General features: G+C 68.2%; 15 protein-coding genes. 3 read left to right on the top strand and 12 right to left on the bottom strand.

What is annotated here, in order from left to right; genetic code table 11:
* Window positions 1–32 precede the first annotated feature (32 nt).
* On the top strand, window positions 33–1,691 hold the full coding sequence (locus tag ACN27E_RS01580; protein ID WP_422746285.1) for a (2,3-dihydroxybenzoyl)adenylate synthase: 1,659 nt from the start codon (window positions 33–35) through the stop codon (window positions 1,689–1,691).
* A 22-nt stretch (window positions 1,692–1,713) separates the two neighbouring features.
* Here ACN27E_RS01580 and ACN27E_RS01575 read toward each other — a convergent pair whose 3' ends face one another.
* The 12 genes from ACN27E_RS01575 to ACN27E_RS01520 all read right to left on the bottom strand — a co-directional run bounded on the left by ACN27E_RS01575 (window position 1,714) and on the right by ACN27E_RS01520 (window position 16,594).
* Window positions 1,714–2,142, bottom strand: coding sequence for an SRPBCC family protein (locus ACN27E_RS01575; protein WP_422746284.1), 429 nt, complete (start codon window positions 2,140–2,142; stop codon window positions 1,714–1,716).
* Between the two features lie 50 nt (window positions 2,143–2,192).
* A complete protein-coding gene (locus ACN27E_RS01570; RefSeq protein WP_422746283.1) occupies window positions 2,193–2,615 on the bottom strand; it encodes a nitroreductase family deazaflavin-dependent oxidoreductase in 423 nt (140 codons plus the stop codon).
* Between the two features lie 81 nt (window positions 2,616–2,696).
* On the bottom strand, window positions 2,697–6,086 hold the full coding sequence (locus ACN27E_RS01565) for a pyruvate carboxylase (RefSeq protein ID WP_422746282.1): 3,390 nt from the start codon (window positions 6,084–6,086) through the stop codon (window positions 2,697–2,699).
* A 26-nt stretch (window positions 6,087–6,112) separates the two neighbouring features.
* Window positions 6,113–7,867 carry a dihydroxy-acid dehydratase gene (locus ACN27E_RS01560; RefSeq protein WP_422746281.1) on the bottom strand — a complete coding sequence of 585 codons (1,755 nt, stop codon included), beginning with the start codon at window positions 7,865–7,867 and terminating at the stop codon, window positions 6,113–6,115.
* Window positions 7,864–9,585, bottom strand: coding sequence for a phytoene desaturase family protein (locus ACN27E_RS01555; protein ID WP_422746280.1), 1,722 nt, complete (start codon window positions 9,583–9,585; stop codon window positions 7,864–7,866). The genes ACN27E_RS01560 and ACN27E_RS01555 overlap by 4 nt, the downstream gene beginning before the upstream one ends.
* Before the next feature lies 1 nt (window position 9,586).
* Window positions 9,587–9,898, bottom strand: coding sequence for a hypothetical protein (locus ACN27E_RS01550; RefSeq protein WP_422746279.1), 312 nt, complete (start codon window positions 9,896–9,898; stop codon window positions 9,587–9,589).
* 1 nt (window position 9,899) lies between these two features.
* Window positions 9,900–11,354, bottom strand: a complete 1,455-nt coding sequence (locus ACN27E_RS01545; protein ID WP_422746278.1) for an aminobutyraldehyde dehydrogenase — start codon at window positions 11,352–11,354, stop codon at window positions 9,900–9,902.
* On the bottom strand, window positions 11,351–11,935 hold the full coding sequence (locus tag ACN27E_RS01540; protein WP_422746277.1) for a TetR/AcrR family transcriptional regulator: 585 nt from the start codon (window positions 11,933–11,935) through the stop codon (window positions 11,351–11,353). Before ACN27E_RS01540 ends, ACN27E_RS01545 begins: the two co-directional genes overlap by 4 nt.
* Window positions 11,936–12,026: 91 nt before the next feature.
* On the bottom strand, window positions 12,027–13,574 hold the full coding sequence (locus ACN27E_RS01535) for an APC family permease (RefSeq protein WP_422746276.1): 1,548 nt from the start codon (window positions 13,572–13,574) through the stop codon (window positions 12,027–12,029).
* 97 nt (window positions 13,575–13,671) lie between these two features.
* Entirely contained in the window at window positions 13,672–14,676 is a 1,005-nt protein-coding gene (dmpG, locus tag ACN27E_RS01530) for a 4-hydroxy-2-oxovalerate aldolase (RefSeq protein WP_422746275.1), read from the bottom strand.
* Complete coding sequence (locus tag ACN27E_RS01525) at window positions 14,673–15,617, bottom strand: acetaldehyde dehydrogenase (acetylating) (protein ID WP_422746274.1); 945 nt, start codon at window positions 15,615–15,617, stop codon at window positions 14,673–14,675. Before ACN27E_RS01525 ends, dmpG begins: the two co-directional genes overlap by 4 nt.
* A 14-nt stretch (window positions 15,618–15,631) precedes the next feature.
* A complete protein-coding gene (locus ACN27E_RS01520; RefSeq protein ID WP_422746273.1) occupies window positions 15,632–16,594 on the bottom strand; it encodes a hypothetical protein in 963 nt (320 codons plus the stop codon).
* A gap of 157 nt (window positions 16,595–16,751) precedes the next feature.
* Between ACN27E_RS01520 and ACN27E_RS01515 the strand changes: the two genes are divergently transcribed.
* Together ACN27E_RS01515 and ACN27E_RS01510 are read left to right on the top strand one after the other, a co-directional pair.
* Complete coding sequence (locus tag ACN27E_RS01515) at window positions 16,752–17,525, top strand: IclR family transcriptional regulator (RefSeq protein WP_422746272.1); 774 nt, start codon at window positions 16,752–16,754, stop codon at window positions 17,523–17,525.
* Window positions 17,522–18,283: an SDR family NAD(P)-dependent oxidoreductase gene (locus ACN27E_RS01510; protein ID WP_422746271.1), complete on the top strand. Its 762-nt coding sequence runs from the start codon at window positions 17,522–17,524 to the stop codon at window positions 18,281–18,283. The genes ACN27E_RS01515 and ACN27E_RS01510 overlap by 4 nt, the downstream gene beginning before the upstream one ends.
* Window positions 18,284–18,285 lie beyond the last annotated feature (2 nt).

Genomic DNA, 18,285 nt, shown 5'->3' with positions numbered 1-18,285 from the left:
CGACACTCCTACCAGAGGGGCCCTTCGACCTGATGAGCAGTGGTTTCCCGCACAACCGGGCCGATGCGACCGACGATCTGCTGCGCGGTTTCGTCCCGTTCCCGGCCGATCGAGCCGAGGAATACCGGCGCGCCGGCTACTGGACGGGACGCCCGCTGGAATCGATCCTCACCGACGCGGTGCGCGAGCGCCCTGATCATCCCGCCGTGGTCGATCGGCACCGATCGCTGACCTTTGCGGAGTTGACCGCCCGCGCCGACGGCGTGGCCGCCGCACTGGCCGCCCGCGGCATCGTCGCGGGCGACCGGATGCTGCTCCAGCTGCCCAACTCGGTGGATTTCGCCATCGCGTTCTTCGGTTTGCTGCGCGCCGGTGTGGTGCCGGTGATGTGTCTACCGGGGCACCGCACGGCCGAACTCGGACACTTCGCCGATGTCAGTGGTGCTGTCGGCCTGATCATCCCGGACCGGGCCGGTGGGTTCGACTACCGCGAGATGGCCGCCCAGGTGGCGGCTGGGCGGCCCGCGCTGCGCCACGTCATCGTGGACGGCGATCCGGGTCCATACGAGTCATGGGCCGAGGTGGTCGCCACCGACGGGCCCGGGCCGCAGCGTGGGCCCGTCGACACCTCTGCCCCAGCCGTCCTGCTGGTCTCCGGCGGGACGACCGGGTTGCCGAAGCTGATCGCCCGCACCCACGACGACTACCGGTACACGGCGGTGGCCAGCGCGCAGACCTGCCTGTTCACCCCTGACGACGTGTATCTCGTGGCGCTGCCCGCCGGACACAACTTCCCCCTGGCGTGTCCGGGCATGCTCGGGGCGATGACCGTCGGCGCCACCACGGTCTTCACCGCAGACCCGAGTCCGGAGGCCGCGTTCGCGCTGATCGACGAACACCGGGTCACCGTCACCGGACTGGTGAACGCACTGGGCAAATTGTGGGCCCAGGCGTGTGAATGGGAGCCGGTGCTACCGACGTCGCTGCGCCTGGTGCAGGTGGGCGGGTCGCGGATGAGTCCCGAAGAGGCCCGGTTCATCCTCGACCGGCTGACGCCGGGGCTGTCGCAGATCTTCGGGATGGCCGAGGGCATGCTGAACTTCACCCGACCGGGTGATCCGGTCGAGGTGGTGGTGCACACCCAGGGCAGACCGATGTCGCCGCACGACGAGATGCGGGTGGTCGACGAGCACGGTGTCGAGGTGGCGCCGGGCGAGGAAGGCGAGCTGCTGGTCCGCGGCCCCTACACCCTCAACGGCTATTACCGCGCCGACGAGGCCAACGCGCGCTCCTTCAGTCCCGACGGCTTCTACCGCACGGGTGACCGGGTCCGGATCTTCGCCGACGGTCCGTTGGCGGGCAACGTGGAGGTCACCGGCCGGATCAAGGACGTGATCCATCGCGGCGGTGAGACGGTCTCGGCGACCGACCTCGAGGACCACCTCCTCGCCCATCCCGCGATCCACTCGGCTGCCGCGGTGGCGCTACCCGATGAGTTCCTCGGCGAGAAGATCTGCGCGGCAGTGGTTTTCCGTGGACCCCAACTCACCCTCGCGGAGCTCAACGGGTTCCTCGACCAGCGCGGGGCGTCGACGCACGCGCGCCCGGATGTGCTGGTGCCGATGCCGGCGCTACCCACCACCGCAGTCGGCAAGGTGGACAAGACCAAGATCGTGAGCGCGCTGACCTGACAGCCGGGCGTGGGCGAATCCGTCAGAGTCGGCGGTCGGCCGCGGCCAGGATCGCCCGGAAGTTCCACGGCAGGAGCCGTGACGACAGCGCTTCCATCGGCCGGCCGCCGCCGCGTGCGGGGTGGCGGTAGCTGCTCGTCCAGGTGACGTGCGTACCGTCGCCGGTCGGCGTGAGAGTCAGCGTGCCGCCGTCGTGGTCGAAGGCGGGCCACGAACGCACGATGCGGTAGGAGTAGCTGCTCGGCGGGTCGTAGGCGGTGATCTCCTCGTGGAACCACATGCCGGTGGCCACCACCTTGCGCAGTGCGCCGACCCCGGGGCCGGATACCCCCTCGGCCCACCCGGCCCGGATGACCAGCGGAGCTGTGGTGAGGCTCGCCGGATCCGCCAGCCAGGCGAAGACCTGCTCCCGCGGTGCCGCGATGGTGCGCTCGACCCGGATCTCGACCATGCACCGATGTTAGGCCGCCGGCTCCAGCGGCGGCCGGGTGATGGTGCGAGTCAGCGCGCGTCCTGGGTACGCGCGACTTTCAGATACTTGTCGATGCCGAGACGCTCGTAGCGTCGTCGCTTATTCGGCGGCAGCAGCGGCAGCGCCGCCGCGGCGTCGACCACTTCGGGTTGGGTGACGTCGGTGGTCTCGCCGTCGGCTGTCAGCGTCGCCCGGCCGGCGGCGAGGACGTTGCGCAGCCAGTCGGCCTGGGTGCCATAGGCGAGCGGGATGAGGTAGCCGTCGGCGCTGCGGTCGGCGCCGACCGGCGTCGAATATTGCTTGCCCGACGTGCGACCGGTGTGGCGGATCGACGCGGCGTAGGAGTTCTTCCGCCCGGCGAATCTGCTCATGATCGGGTTGACGACGTACTTGTTCGACGTGCGGATGGCCGTCAAGAGCGGGGCCGGCCAGGAGCTGGGGGCGATCGCCATATCGTCGACACTAGCCAGTCGGTGCTGCGTGGCCACCACCGCAATCCGAGACACCCGATGATCCGCGGTTCTGAGGCGTGTTCAGCCGACCACCATCAACAGGTCACCGCCTTCGACCTGTGCGGTCGCCGAGACCGCGACACGGTCCACCGTGCCGGCCTTGGGCGCGGTGATCGCCGCTTCCATCTTCATCGCCTCGATGGTGGCGATCGTCTGCCCCGCCTCGACCGCGTCACCCGCACTCACCCCGACGGTGACCACACCGGCGAACGGCGCCGCGATGTGATCGGCATTGGTGCGGTCGGCTCTTTCGGCGGTGGGCACGGCCGAAGCGATGGTGTTGTCGCGCACCATGATCGGTCGCAGTTGACCATTCATGATGCACATGACGGTGCGCATGCCGCGCTCGTCGGGTTCGGAGATGGCCTCCAGTCCGATGAGCAGCTGCACCCCCTTCTCCAATTCGACGCGGTGCTCGTGCCCCTGGCGCAACCCATAGAGGAACTGGTTCGCCGACAGCCGGCTGGTGTCGCCGTAGGTGTCGCGGTGCGCCTCGAACTCCGTGGTGGGCCCCGGGAACAGCAGCCGGTTCAGCGTGGCCTGCCGCTTGGGACCCGGCTGAGCCAGGACCGCCTCGTCCTCGAAGGTCAGTGCCGCTTCGGAGGGTGCGCCGCCGCGGCCCGCCACTGCCTTGCTGCGCAACGGTTCCGGCCAGCCACCCGCTGGTTCGCCGAGTTCACCGCGCAGGAATCCGATGACGCTGTCGGGGATATCGTGACGCGCCGGGTCTTCGGCGAAGTCCTCGGCCGACACCCCCGCACCCAGCAGCGCCAAAGCGAGATCCCCCACCACCTTGGAGGAGGGCGTGACCTTGATCAGCCGGCCCAGGATCCGGTCGGCGGCCGCGTAATTGGCCTCGACCTCCTCGAAGCGCTCCCCGAACCCCAGGGCGATGGCCTGCTGGCGCAGATTCGACAGCTGTCCGCCCGGGATCTCGTGGGTGTAGACGCGTCCGGTGGGCGCCGGCGGACCTGCCGCCGCGACGTCGAAGGGGGCGTACACCTTGCGCAGCGCCTCCCAATACGGCTCCAACTCACACACCGCGGTCAGATCAAGGCCGGTGTCGCGGTCGGTGTGCGCCGCGGCGGCCACGATCGAACTCAGGGCAGGCTGACTGGTGGTGCCGGCCAGCGGGGCGGCGGCCCCGTCGACGGCGTCGGCCCCGGCCTGCCAGGCCGCCACATAGGTGGCCAGCTGCCCACCCGGGGTGTCGTGGGTGTGCACGTGCACCGGCAGATCGAACCGCTGCTTGAGCGCACCGACCAGGCGGGCTGCCGCCGGCGGGCGCAGCAGCCCGGCCATGTCCTTGACGGCCAGCACATGGGCGCCCGCCTCGACGATCTGTTCGGCGAGGCGCAGGTAGTAGTCCAGGGTGTAGAGCTGCTCGGCGGGGTCGGACAGGTCCCCGGTGTAGGACATCGCGACCTCGGCCACCGCGGTTCCGGTCGCGCGGACCGCGTCGATCGCCGGCCGCATGCTCTCGATGTTGTTGAGCGCGTCGAAGATCCGGAAGATGTCGATGCCCGCGGCCGCCGCTTCGTCCACGAACGCCGAGGCGACGAGCTGAGGGTACGGGGTGTAGCCCACGGTGTTACGGCCCCGCAGCAGCATCTGCAGACAGATGTTGGGCAGCGCCTCGCGCAGCGCGGCCAGCCGCTCCCATGGATCCTCTTTGAGGAACCGCAGCGCGACGTCATAGGTGGCGCCACCCCAACACTCCACCGACAGCAGCTGCGGCATCGTCCGCGCCACATACGGCGCCACCCGCAGCAACCCGGTGGAGCGCACGCGGGTCGCCAACAGTGACTGATGCGCATCCCGGAACGTCGTGTCGGTGACACCCACCGCGGGGCTGTCGCGGAGCCAGCGCGCGAAGCCCTCCGGACCCAGCTCGACCAGGCGCTGCTTGGAGCCCGCCGGGGGTGGCGCGGCCAGATCGACATCGGGCAGCTTGTCGTGCGGATACACCGTCGAGGGCCGCTCCCCGTGCGGCTTGTTCACCGTGACGTCGGCCAGGAAGTTCAGGATCTTCGTGCCGCGGTCCGCGCTCGAACGTGCCGTGAGCAGTTGCGGGCGTTCACCGATGAAGCTGGTGGTGACCCCGCCGGCCACGAAGTCCGGGTCGTCGAGCACCGCCGCCAGGAACGCGATGTTGGTCGCGACCCCGCGGATGCGGAACTCCGCCACCGCCCGCCGGGCCCGGCGCACCGCCGTCGCGAAATCCCTCCCCCGACACGTCACCTTCACCAGCATCGAGTCGAAATGCGCGGACACCTCAGCGCCCAGCAGGGTGCCCCCGTCCAGCCGGATTCCCGCACCGCCCGGTGACCGGTAGGCGGTGATGCGCCCGATGTCCGGGCGAAACCCATTGGCCGGGTCCTCGGTGGTGATCCGGCACTGCAGAGCGGCTCCGTGCGCGACGATCGCCTGCTGGCTGAGCCCCAGATCCGCCAGGCTCTCCCCCGCCGCGAGGCGCAACTGCGACGACACCAGATCCACATCGGTGATCTCCTCGGTGACCGTGTGCTCCACCTGGATCCGCGGATTCATCTCGATGAAGACATGATGGCCGCGCTCGTCGAGCAGGAACTCCACCGTGCCGGCGCACGAATAGCCGATGTGCCTGGCGAACGCCACGGCGTCGGCGCAGATCTGTTCGCGCAGAACAGGATCCAGATTCGGCGCCGGGGCCAGTTCGATCACCTTCTGATGCCGGCGCTGCACACTGCAGTCCCGCTCGAACAGATGGATGACATCGCCCTGGGTGTCGGCCAGGATCTGCACCTCGATATGGCGTGGGTTGATCACCGCCTGCTCCAGGAACACCGTGGCATCCCCGAACGCCGACTCGGCCTCTCGCGACGCCGCCTCGATCGCCTCCCGCAACGCCGCGGGCTCAGCCACCCGCCGCATCCCCCGGCCACCGCCACCGGCCACCGCCTTGACGAATAGCGGGAACTTCATCCCGTCGGCCGCGGCCAGCAGCTCATCGACATCGGCCGACGGCACGGAGGACGCCAACACCGGCAGCCCGGCGTCGCGCGCCGCGGCGATCGCCCGCGACTTGTTGCCCGTCAGCTCCAACACCTGCGCGGACGGTCCGACGAACGTGATGCCCGCGGCAGCGCAGGCCGCCGCCAACTCCGGATTCTCCGACAGGAACCCGTATCCCGGGTAGATCGCGTCCGCGCCGGCCGCCACCGCCGTCGACACGATCTCCTCGACCGACAGATATCCGCGCACCGGATGTCCGACCACACCGATCTGGTAGGACTCGTCGGCCTTGAGCCGATGGACCGAATTGCGGTCCTCGTACGGAAACACCGCGACCGTGCCCAATCCGAGTTCGTAGGCCGCGCGGAACGCCCGAATCGCGATCTCACCCCGGTTGGCGACCAGGACCTTGGACATCGACGAGATGGCGGGCGACGACCGGATCACCAACCGCCGACCCACCCTTCGAAGATCGCATCGGGTTCCTCGGCCGGACGTTGCGACCGCCCGACCAGGAAGTCGAAGTCACACCCCTGGTCGGCCTGGAGCACCCGCTCGACGTACAGGGCGGCGTAGCCCCGCGCGGGGATCTTCGAGGCGCGCGGCCGCGGAGCCGAGGCGCGGGCTTCGAGTTCGGCATCGTCGACCAGGAGGTCCAGTCGGCCGGCATGGGCGTCGAGGGCGATGATGTCGCCGTCACGCACCAAGCCCAGCGGACCGCCGGCCGCCGATTCGGGACTGACGTGCAGCACACACGTCCCGTAGGCGGTTCCACTCATCCGGGCATCGGAGATGCGGACCATGTCGGTGACGCCCTGCCGCAGGAGCTTGCTCGGGATCGGCAGCTGCCCCCACTCGGGCATCCCCGGTGCGCCCCGCGGCCCGGCATTGCGCAGCACCAGAACCGAATCCGCGCTGACCTCAAGGGCGGGGTCGTCGAACCGGGCCATCATGTCCCGCATGTCCTCGAACACCACGGCGGGCCCCTGGTGGACCAGCAGGCTCGGGGTGGCCGCACTGCATTTGATCACCGCGCCGGTGGGCGCCAGGTTGCCGCGCACCACCGCCAGCCCCTGCGGCGGCTGGAACGGCCGGTCCAGCGACGTGATCACCGCGGTGTCGGTCGCGGCGCCACTGGGCAGATTGTCGCCGACGGTCTTGCCGGTGACTGTCAACGCATCGGTGTGCAGCAGCGGCGCAACGGATCTCATGACCGCCGGGATGCCGCCGGCATGGAAGACCTGTTCGACCAGATGCGCACCGGCGGGCCGTACGTTGACCACCAGTGGTGTGCGCGCGGACAGCTGATGGAACCGGTCCAGGGTCAACGGCACTCCCGCCCGGCCGGCGATCGCGAGCAGGTGGACGATCGCGTTTGTCGAACCGCCGACCGCCAGCATCAGGGTGATGGCGTTGTCGAACGCCTCGGCGGTCAGCACCTGTGACGGCCGCAGCTGCTCGGTGGCCAGACCGACGGCCCTGGCGCCGACCTCCTCGGCCACCTGCAGCCGCCGCGAGTCCATCGCCGGCACCGCGGCGGCACCGGGCAGCGTCATACCCAGGCCCTCCACGAGGGTGGCCATGGTGGAGGCGGTTCCCATCTCCGGACAGTGTCCGCGCGACGGACCTGCCGCCGCCTCGAGCCGCTCGTAGTCGGCCATCGACATCCGGCCCGTCCGGACGTCGTCGATGTACTCCCACAGGTCGGTGCCCACCCCGAGCTGTTTGCCGTCGAACACCGCGGGAGACGCGGGCCCCCCGGTCAGCACGATGGCCGGCACGTCAGCGCTGGCCGCCCCCATGAGCTGCGCGGGCACGGTCTTGTCGCAGCCGCCCAGCAGGACCACCGCGTCGAACGGATAGGCGCGAATGGACTCCTCGACGTCCATGGCCATCAGATTGCGGAACAGCATCGTCGTCGGCTTCATCAGCTGTTCCCCGAGCGACATGGTGGGGAACTCCAGCGGAAAGCCTCCCGCGGCCAGCACCCCGCGGCGCACCGAGTCGGCCAGACCGCGAAAGTGCATGTTGCAGTTCACGACTTCCGACCAGGAGTTGCAGATCCCGACGATGGGCCTGCCCTCGAACGCCATCCGCGAGAACCCGGATGCGCGCATGGCGGAGCGATGGACGAAACCGGGAACGTCCTGGCCGGAGAACCACTTCGCGCTGCGTAGGCCGCTCGTCGGCGTGCTCACCGGACCCGTGCGGCGTAGGCGGTGATCCGGCGCAGTGCGGGTTGTCGGGCGGCCCGGTAGCCCACCCATCGCCCGGGTCTGGTCGACATCAGGGTGCCCACCATCCGCTGTTGCCAGGGCACCTTCACCGCCGACGTCGGGGCCGGCCGGGTGGTGGAGACACCGTCGGCGTCGGCGAGCGCGATCTTGGCCGCGTTGTGGCCGTTGGCGCCCATCACGCCGCCACCGGGGTGGGTGCCCGACCCGCACAGATAGTAGTTCTGCACCGGGGTGCGGTAATTCGCGAGCTCCGGGATCGGCCGGGCGCCGAACAGCTGGTCGAGCATCATGCTGCCGTGGAAGATGTTGCCGTCGGTGATCAGGTATTCGTCGTCCAGATCGTCAGGTGTGATGATCACCCGGTCGAGGATGTGATCGCGCAGATTCGGCGCGTAGGTGAACAGATCCTCCAGGACCAGATCGGCCCACTTCTCCTTCTCCGCCGCCCAGGTGGTGCCGGTCAGCTCCGAGGGCAGTTGCTGGATACCGAGCGTCATGGTGTGCAGCCCGGCCGGGGCCAGTGAATCGTCGGTCACCGACTGGGTGACCGCCTCGATGACGAAGGTGCTCGGGAAGGTGCCGCGACGCTGCGCCTCGTAGGCCTCCTCGAAGGCCTCCCGGCTGGGGCCGAGCAACTGATGCCCGTGGTGCTGCGGACCCTCCGAGGCGTCGGTGAACGGAAGATACTGCGGTAGTTCGTCGACGAGTAGGTGGATGCGGGCCATGGATCCACGGGTGTCGATGTTCTCGACGTCGCGGACCAGCTTGGCCGGCAACACCCCCGGCTCGACCAGGCGCAGCAACGAACGCTTCGGATCGGCGTTGGAGAACACCTGCTTCGCCGTGACCACCGAGCCGTCGGCCAACCGGACTCCGGTGGCGGTCCCGCGTTCGACGATCACCTTCTCGACCGGAGCCGAGGTGCGGATCGTGGCGCCGTGATGGCGGGCGCCGGCGGCCAGCGCATCGCTGATCGCGCCCATACCGCCACGCGCCAAGCCGAACTGCCCGAAGTTGCCGTTGAATTCGCCCCAGGAGTGGTGTCCGTAGGTGTATGCCGTGCCGGGCGTGGAGGGGCCGCCGAAGATCGAGACCATCCCGAAGAACGTGAGCATGCTCTTGAGCCGTTCGTCCTCGAAATAGCGGTCGAGCAGATCACGGACCGAGAGCAGGGTGAATTCGTCGAACAACGTCTGCTCCCCCGCCGCCTCGAAGGCGGCGAACACCTCGGAGCGTTCCGGTGGCGGCTTGAGCAGATAGGGCGTGACGAGACCGGCGAAGCGTTGCAGCCGAATGCCGAAGTCCAGGAACGCCTGCGCGTCCTTCTTGTTCAGCTTCTCGATCTCACGCAGTGTGCGGTCGGTCTCCTTCCACATCGTGAACGAGGTGCCGTCTCGGAAGAGGCTGTAGGACAGTGCATCCCCCTGGTACAGGTCCAGACCGAACCGGCGCAGCTCCAACTCGTCGATGATCTCCGGCCGCAGCAGGCCGGCGATGAAGGCGCACGACGACCATTTCGAGCCGGGGATCAGCTCTTCGGTGACACACGCGCCCCCGACGACGGCCCGGGCTTCGAGCACCAGGACCTTCTTACCGGCGCGGGCCAGATAGTTCGCGGTGACCAGGCCGTTGTGGCCTGCCCCGATGATGATGGCGTCGTACTCAGGTGTAGCCGGCATCTCAGTTCTCCTGCGGAAGCGGTGAATAGCGGGCGAGGACGGTGGTGACGCTGCCCGGTTCCACCAGTTGATCGAATCGCTGCACGACGGGTTTCAACTCCGGTGCCCCGTCTCGCACCTTCTCCCATTCGGGCCAGGACGTCACCGTCATGATCTCGACGACAGCGCCGTCCTCGGACAGATAGACGTCGAAACCACGGACGACGTCGAATCGCAGACATACCGGTCGGTCCAGTTCGGCCGAGAACCGTTCGAAATCCTCGGCGGTGACGCCGGGACGGAGCCGGAATGTGTTGATTGCGCTCACGGTCATGTCAGGCGCTCTCGCGGTTGATCATCACGTGCTTGATCTCGGTGTACTCCTCGAGTGCGTACACCGACATGTCCTTGCCGTTGCCGGACTGTTTGAAGCCGCCGTGCGGCATCTCCGGGGTGACGGGGAGATGATCGTTGACCCAGACCGTGCCGAATTGCAATTCGCTGGACGCCGTCATGGCCCGGCCGATGTCGTTGGTGAACACCGAAGCGGCCAAACCGTATTCGGTGTCGTTGGCCCACCCGATCACGTCGTCGCCGTCCCCGAAGCGGGTGACGGAGGTGACCGGACCGAACACCTCGGTGCTGACGATCTCGTCGCCCTGGCGGGCGCCCACCACCACGGTCGGCGCGGTGTAGAAGCCGGTGCCGGGGTTGTCGCCCTGAATCAGTTCGGTGTGGCCGGTGGCCTTCGCACGGGATACGAAGCCTTCGACCCGGTCGCGGTGGGCGGCGGTGATGACCGGGCCCATCGCCGTGTTCTCGTCGGCGATGTCACCCAGATCGAGTTCCTTGACCGCCTTTTCGAGTCCGGAGACCAGGTCGTCGTGCACCGCGTCGTGGACGTAGAGCCGCGAGGCAGCCATACAGTCCTGTCCGGAGTTGCAGAACGCACCCTCCATGATCTTCGCGACGGTCAGCGTGATGTCGGCGTCGGGATACACCAGCACCGGCGCCTTTCCGCCGAGTTCCAGGTGCAGCCGCTTGAGGTTGGAGTCGGCGGACGCCCGCATCAGGGCGCGGCCGGTGTTCACCGAGCCGGTCAGCGAACTCATCCGCACCACCGGGTGGCTGACCAGCCGGGCGCCGACCTCCTCGCCGTCGCCGGTGACGACGTTGAAGACGCCGGCCGGGAAGAGGTCCTGGGCCAGTTCGGCCAGCCGCAGTACCGAGAACGGGGTGTGCTCTGAGGGTTTGAGTACCAGCGTGTTCCCGGTGAGCAGGGCCGGGGAGATCTTCCAGATCGCCATCAGCAACGGGTAGTTCCACGGCGCCACCGACCCCACGACGCCGAGCGGGTCACGCCGGATGATGCTGGTCTTGCCGCGGACGAACTCGGTCGCCGCACGCCCCTCCATGGTGCGGGCCCCACCGGCGAAGAACCGCAGGTGGTCGGCGATCATCTCCATTTCCTCCAGCGCCAGACCGATCGGCTTGCCCACGTTGCGGGATTCGATCTCGGCCAGGGTGCGCACGTCGTCCTCCACCCGGTCGGCGAGCTTGAGGAATGCCCGCGCCCGTTCGCCCACCGGCGTTCTGGCCCAGTCGGCGAATGCGGCGTGGGCGGCGGCCACCGCTCTGTCGACGTCGGCCGCCGTGCCGTGGGCGATTTCGGCGAATGCCTCACCGGTCGCCGGCGCGGGCACCTGGTCGACCCCGCCGCCGCTGGCCTCGGTCCAGGCGCCGTCGATGAACATCTTGCGGTGAAAGGTCGCCGCGTTGTCAGAGGTCATGGTTTCTCCCGTTCAGAGTTGAGGCCGGCGTGGGCGGCCGTGGTGAGGAGTGCGCGGACCGCATCCTTGGAAATCGGTTGTTGGGCAATGGACATGTGCACCATCAGCCCTTCGATCACGACGTCGAGCAGCCGTGCGGTGGCCCGGTCGAAATGCTGGGCCAGGGCGTCCTCCGCGCGCTCCATCCACTCCTGGGTGATGCGCTTGTTGTCCGCCCGCCGAACGGCATCGCCGTAGAGCTCGTAGGTGATGGCCAGCTCGTTGGGGTGTGCGGCGAGATCGTCGGTGATCGCCAACACGATGCATTCGATGAGATCGTCGCCCGGATCGCAGGACGCCAACCGCTCCTCGAAGCGCGTCGCCAACCTCTCGACGTGCGTCTGGAAGGCGAGTTTGACGATGTCGTCGAGCGTCGCGAAGTGATAGGTGATCGAGCCGAGCGGGACATCGGCGGCTTCGCCGATCGCCCGGTGGGTGATGCCTGCGACGCCGTCGCGCGCGAGCACCGTCAGCGCCGACTCCACGATGCGCTCCTTCCTGTTCGGATCATGACGGCGGGCGCGCCGGGGGGCCGAGGTCATGATCATCCCTTCGTTAGGAACGTTTGTACTTATCGATAAGTACAAACGTACCTAACCATCGATGGATCTGCCGGGTTTCGGCGAACCCGCCCTAGACCGCTTCGGGTGCGGGTTCGGACAGTTCGCGTTCGTTGAGCGCCTTGCCCACCAGGGCGTACTTGTCGGGGGCGAAGAAGCGCAGGTAGACGCCGTAGGCCATGCCCGCCAGCAGGGCGACGAAGACCAGCGAGAGCATCACCGCGGCGGTGGCGCCCTGCACACCCAGCAGGATGTCGAGGCTGTTGAGCGTCAGCACGAAGAAGGCACCGAGCCCGACGATGGCCAGCAGGGGGGCGATCACGGTGTTCCAGGGCCGCTTGTCCACCTGCGAGCGCCGGAAGAAGACGAAGATCGCGATACCGGCGACCAGCTGGGAGAAGATCACCCCGATGGTGCCGATCCCGGTTGCCCAGGTGAACAACGTGGCGAACGGATCCTGGCCGGCCACGGCGAACGCGACGATGACGACGCCGACCATCAGGCTCTGCACGATCGACGCCACCCACGGCGTCTGGCGCCGGGCCAGGGTCCAGCCCAGCGGCTTCCACACCAGCGTTTGCCGCCCCAAGGAGAACAGATACCGCGAGACGTTGTTGTGGAAGGTGACGATGGCCGCGAATGTCGCTGTCACGATCAGGATCTGGAAGAGCAGCGAGATGTTGTGCCCGATGATGGAGTCACTGGCGGCGAAGATGAAGTTGCCGCCGGTATCGGTGGCGATCGCCACCACGTTGTCCAACCCGAGCGCGTTCATGATCAACCATCCGGAGACCGCGTAGAGGACGCCCATGAACGCGATGGACAGATACGTTGCGCGCGGAATCGTCCGTTCGGGATTGCGCGCCTCCTCGCCGTAGATGGCAGAACCCTCGAATCCGATGAACGAGGCGTGGGCGAACATCAGGGCGACCCCGAGCGCACCGCCGAGCACCACGCTGGGAGCAAACGGTTCGAGCGAGAAATCCGACGCCGGCACGGGGCCGCTGAACAGGCTGAACACACTCAGCACGGTGATCATCGTGACTTCCAGCGTCATGAACACACCGAGTACCTTCGCGCCGGAGTGCACACCCTGGATGCCCAGGCCCAGGCAGAGCAGCAGTGCGGTGAACGCGTACACCCACCACGGGATCTCCACCCCGAGCCGGGGGTTGAGCAGCTCGGAGGCGTAGTAACCGAATCCGCCGTACAGCCCGGCCTGGATCGCGTTGTAGGCGAAGATCGCCAGGGACGCCGACCCGAGCCCGGGGATGCGGCCCAACCCGAGTGTGACGTAGGCGTAGAAGGCGCCGGCGTTGGTGACATGGCGGCTCATCGCCACGTACCCGACGGCGAAGATCATCAACACCACCGCGGCGATCACGAATGCGCCGGGCATACCGACGCCGTTACCGGCCCCGATGATGATGGGATAGAGGGCCACCACGACGGTCAGCGGCGACGCCGCGGCGATGATGTAGAAGAAGATGCTCGGAACTCCGAGGGTGTTCTCCTTCAGCCCGTGGTTGCGCCGCCCGCCGCGCGGGAGGCTGTCGGCGGGACGTGCTGACGGCGTGGTCACCGGCCGTCGCGGTGGTGAGGATTGAGTGACGTTCTCCATGATCGTTCATCTCTCGTGACTGGGGAGGATGGCGGGTCGACTGCGTGTCCACGTGCTCGGCGACGGTCGCCGCGCACATAGGCGGGAAATGAAGTCCTCACCTCCTCATGTCGAGTGCGAGATCGGTGAGCAGGTCCTCCTGACCACCGACCATCGAACGACGGCCGGCTTCGATGAGGAGTTCGCGCGGTTCGACGCCGATGTCGGCCGCGACGCGCTCGGCATGCAGCAGGAAGCTCGAGTACACGCCGGCGTATCCGAGGGTGAGCGTCTCCCGGTCGACCCGCACGGGTCGCTGCTGCAGCGGACGCACGATGTCGTCGGCCGCATCCATCAGGGCGAACAGATCACAGCCGTGGTCCCAACCGTTGAGCTCGGCCACCGCGATGAACACCTCCAGCGGGCAGTTACCCGCCCCCGCCCCGAGCCCGGTGAGCGAGGCGTCGACACGGTGAGCGCCCTCTTCGACCGCGGTGAGCGAATTCGCCACGCCCAGCGCGAGATTGTGGTGGGCGTGCACACCGATCGCGGTCGACGGGTCCAGACCGGCCCGGTAGGCCTGCACGCGGTCGCGCATGTCGGCCATCGTCAACCGACCCCCGGAGTCGGTGACGTACACGCAGTGCGCACCGGCGTCCTGCATGATCTTCGCCTGCGCGGCAAGGCTGTCCGGGTCGGTCAGATGCGACATCATCAGAAAGCCGGCGACGTCGAGACCCAGATCGCGGGCCGTCGCAATGTGCTGTCGGGCGATGTCGGCTTCCGTGCAGTGCGTCGCGACCCGGACCGAGGTGACGCCGATGTCGACCGCCGCGTGCAGATCGTCGAGTGTTCCGATGCCGGGGATCAGCAGGGTGGTCAGCTTTGCGCGGTCGATGACCTCGGCCGCGGCCGCGATCCACTCGGCGTCGCTGTGCGCGCCCGCTCCGTAGGTCAGACTGCCGCCGGCGAGTCCGTCGCCGTGGGCGACTTCGATGGCGGCCACCCCGGCCAGGTCCAGTGCCCGGGCGATGCGTTTGACGTCGGACAATCCGAGCGAGTGGCCGACCGCGTGCATACCGTCGCGCAGGGTGACGTCCTGGACGTACACCTGCGCGCTCATCGCGAACTCCCGGTCAGCCGGCCGGCCGGCACCGCCTGTTCGGCGACCCGGACCGCCGCGGCGGTCATGATGTCGAGGTTCCCGGCGTAGTTGGGCAAGTAGTCGCCGGCCCCCTCCACCTCGAGGAACACCGTCACCTGCACGAGATCGTCACCGACGCCGCCCGCGAGCCGTCGCCGCGCATCCCGTTCGGGCACCGGCGCCACTCGGACGTCCTGCCGGAGCCGGTATCCCGGCACATACTGCGCGACAGCGGCCACCATGTCGGTCACCGCCGAGGCCAGCGCCGGCCCGTCGGCTACGGAGACCAGCGCAGCGACGGTGTCGCGCATGATCATCGGCGGTTCGGCCGGGTTGAGCACGATGATGGCCTTACCGCGATCGGCGCCGCCGACCAGCTCGATGGCGCGTGCCGTGGTCTCGGTGAACTCGTCGATGTTGGCGCGCGTCCCGGGACCGGCCGACCGGGACGCGATCGAGGCGACGATCTCCGCGTAGTGCACCCGGGCGACCCGGGACAGCGCCGCCACCACGGGAATCGTGGCCTGACCTCCGCAGGTCACCATGTTGACGTTGCGGTGTGCGGCCAGGTCGGCCAGGTTGACCGCGGGAACGACATAGGGGCCGATCGCGGCCGGCGTCAAGTCGATCACCAGCCGCCCGAACGGCTCGAGGCGAGCGTAGTTCGCACGGTGGGCCTCGGCGCTGGTGGCGTCGAAGATCACGTCGATCTCGCCGAAACCGCTCATCGCGATCAGACCATCGACGCCGTCGGCGGTCACCGTGACCCCGAGCGACGCCGCGCGGGCCAGACCGTCACTGGCCGGATCGATCCCGACCAGCGCGGCCACGTCGAGAACCGGGGATCGGCGCAACTTGTGCAGCAGATCGGTACCGATGTTGCCGGAGCCGATGATGGCCGCGCGGGCGCGCTGTGTCACTGACCCGCCCGCCGTCAGCTGCTCAGGACGGCGGCGCTGGCGCGGGGGCGCGGGGAGACCACCACGTCCGGGGCGCTGGTGCGGGCCAGTTCGTTGAGAATGGCGGCGTGGCGCACCTTGTGCCGGATCAGCTCCTCGTGGAATTCGGGCCGGACCCAGCCGTTGTACATCACCGCCTCGGACTCACCCGGTTCCACCTTGAAGTACACCGGGCCCGCCACCCGGGCGATGTCGCCGGCCTCCCACAGCCGGTTCATCCCACCGAAGGATTCGAAGGTCTCGGCCCAGACGTCGAGGGGAATGTCGACCGACCGCCGGATGGCGGCCAGCATGGGCCGGCTGAGATCCCCGACCGGATTGACACTGTCGGCGCCCAGCTCCTGCATGATCTTGATCGCCGCCGGGTTGGCGTGGCCGGCGTAGACCGAGATCTTGAACTTGGCGTCGGCGGGGATGTGCCCGGCGTCGCGGGCCTTGTTGAGAATGTCCAGAACCCCCTCGTCCCATACCAGGACGCCGCGGATGCCGGTCGAGAAGATCCGCAGGTAGTCGTCGAGCAGATAGCGAACGTTGTCCAGGCCGCGGACGCGCCGTCCGCCGGCCTGCCCCTCGGTGCTCAGGGCCTGACGTCCGAGGTCCCAACCGGTGCGCGGACCGGGGACGGCGATCAGCTCGATGCCGTTCTCCGCGGCGAGCACGGCGACGTCACGCAGTTCACCGGTGTTCAGCAGCGTGGTGCCGCCGCCGAAGGCGATGATGCGGTGGATGAACACATCCTGTCTGGCCGCCTCGTCCAGCAGCACCTCGAGGGTCGAAAGACGTTCCACACCAGAGATTTCCAGACGATAGCTGCCGCCGTCGTCGAACGTCTTCGTCGACGTGGCGAGCGTGTAGTCGTCGGCCGACAACAGGCCCTGCGAAGCCAGGATGCTGGCTCCGTCGACCTTCGTTGAACGGCTGTCGGCTGCGGTGGACATGGTTGCTCCTCTGCGGGGTGTTGCGGGTTTTTCACTAGGTGATATTCAACTTCGCTGGATGAAAACCTAAGGGACGCCGGGTGACCTGTCAACACCAACGCCGGATGTCGCTCGAGGGAACGGCGAGGCCTCACTGGGCACTGGTAGCCTTCACTGGGTGAAAACGGAGGCGCGGCCCGACAAGGGCGCGAACCTGATCGGTGTCGAACGCACAGCGCGCATCCTCAGCGCGGTGGCCGAGGCCGAGAACGGAAATCTGACCGAAATCGCAAGGCGCACAGAGCTCAACGAAGCGACGGTGCTGCGCTATCTGAACAGCCTTGCCGCGCTGGGTTACGTCGAGCGGTTCAATGCGGCCCAGTACCGACTCGGCTGGGAGATCTTCCGTCTCGGACAACGGGCCTTCTCCGGCCAGGTGCCCACCGACGTGGTGGTGCCGACGATGGAGCGACTCATGCTCGAGTTCAACGAGACGGTCAACTTCGCGGCACACAAGGAGCGCAGCGTCGTCATCCTGGAGGTCGTCGAGGGCCGGCGGGCGGTGACGAAGCTCAGCAACGTCGGGCAGTCCGACCCCTGGCACGCCTCGGCGCTCGGCAAGGCGCTGATGGCCAGCATGCCCGACAGTGTCTGGCACGACATCCTGGCCTCGGCCGGGCTGCCGGCGCTCACCGCACACACGATCACCTCGGTGAAGAAGATGTCCGCCGAGATCAAGGAGATCCGCCGCCAGGGATTCGCCGTCGACCGGGAGGAGGCCGCCGAGGAACTCACCTGTGTGGCCGCGGCTGTGCCCGCCGCGAACGGCGGTCCGTCGCGGTACGCCGTGAGCATCAGCTTCCTGACCCACCGGTTGGCCCCGGAGACACTGGAACATGCCGGTGCACAGGTGATCTCAGCCGCCGACGAGATCGCGAAGAAGCTTCCGTGACCGATGCCGCCCCGCGTCTCACCGGTAAGGCGACCCTGGTCACCGGCGCGACCTCGGGTATCGGACACGCCATCGCGGTCCGGCTGCACGCCGAGGGTGCCCACGTGCTGGCCACCGGACGCGACAGCGACCGCGGTCACGAACTGGCCGCATCGCTCGGCGACCGGATCCGGTTCCTGGCGGCCGACCTCACCGAACCCGACGCCGCCGACGTCCTGACCCAGGCGTGCGTACAGACCTTCGGCACCCTGGACGCCCTGGTCAACAGTGCCGCACTCGACCACACCGACGAGCTGGTGTCGGCCACCGACGCCGATGTGCGGCGGACCTTCGAGGTCAACACCTTCGCCGCGATCGCCCTGCTGCAGGCCGCGGCGAGGTCGATGACCCACGGCGGTTCGATCGTGAACATCACCTCCCGATTGGCGCTCATCGGGATGCCGACCATGGCGATCTACGCCGCGTCGAAGGGTGCGGTGCAGGCGCTGACGCTGTCGGCCGCCGTCGAACTCGCGCCGCGCGACATCCGGGTCAACGCCGTGGCCCCCGGAATGACCAGGACTCCGCTGTACGACGCCTGGCTGGCCGAGACACCCGATCCCGCGCGCACCGAGCAGGAGGTGGTGTCGCGAATTCCATTGGGGCGCATCGCCGATCCCGAGGACGTCGCGGCCGCGGTCGCCTACCTGGTCTCCGACGACGCGCGGTACGTCACCGGCACCACCGTCCGCATCGACGGCGGCTACACCGCGCAGTGACG

It is taken from the genome of Mycobacterium sp. WMMD1722 (genome assembly GCF_049315205.1).
GTDB lineage: Bacteria > Actinomycetota > Actinomycetes > Mycobacteriales > Mycobacteriaceae > Mycobacterium.
Note: the sequence above shows the minus strand (reverse complement) of the source record. Positions and strands in the feature narration are given on the sequence as shown.

Coding starts and splice junctions, on each gene's coding strand:
- ACN27E_RS01545 (WP_422746278.1), bottom strand. CDS start 11,354: ATGACCTCTGACAACGCGGCGACCTTTCACCGCAAGATGTTCATCGAC.
- ACN27E_RS01565 (WP_422746282.1), bottom strand. CDS start 6,086: ATGTCCAAGGTCCTGGTCGCCAACCGGGGTGAGATCGCGATTCGGGCG.
- ACN27E_RS01550 (WP_422746279.1), bottom strand. CDS start 9,898: ATGACCGTGAGCGCAATCAACACATTCCGGCTCCGTCCCGGCGTCACC.
- ACN27E_RS01580 (WP_422746285.1), top strand. CDS start 33: ATGAGCAGTGGTTTCCCGCACAACCGGGCCGATGCGACCGACGATCTG.
- ACN27E_RS01540 (WP_422746277.1), bottom strand. CDS start 11,935: ATGACCTCGGCCCCCCGGCGCGCCCGCCGTCATGATCCGAACAGGAAG.
- ACN27E_RS01520 (WP_422746273.1), bottom strand. CDS start 16,594: ATGTCCACCGCAGCCGACAGCCGTTCAACGAAGGTCGACGGAGCCAGC.
- ACN27E_RS01535 (WP_422746276.1), bottom strand. CDS start 13,574: ATGGAGAACGTCACTCAATCCTCACCACCGCGACGGCCGGTGACCACG.
- dmpG (WP_422746275.1), bottom strand. CDS start 14,676: ATGAGCGCGCAGGTGTACGTCCAGGACGTCACCCTGCGCGACGGTATG.
- ACN27E_RS01555 (WP_422746280.1), bottom strand. CDS start 9,585: ATGCCGGCTACACCTGAGTACGACGCCATCATCATCGGGGCAGGCCAC.
- ACN27E_RS01570 (WP_422746283.1), bottom strand. CDS start 2,615: ATGGCGATCGCCCCCAGCTCCTGGCCGGCCCCGCTCTTGACGGCCATC.
- ACN27E_RS01575 (WP_422746284.1), bottom strand. CDS start 2,142: ATGGTCGAGATCCGGGTCGAGCGCACCATCGCGGCACCGCGGGAGCAG.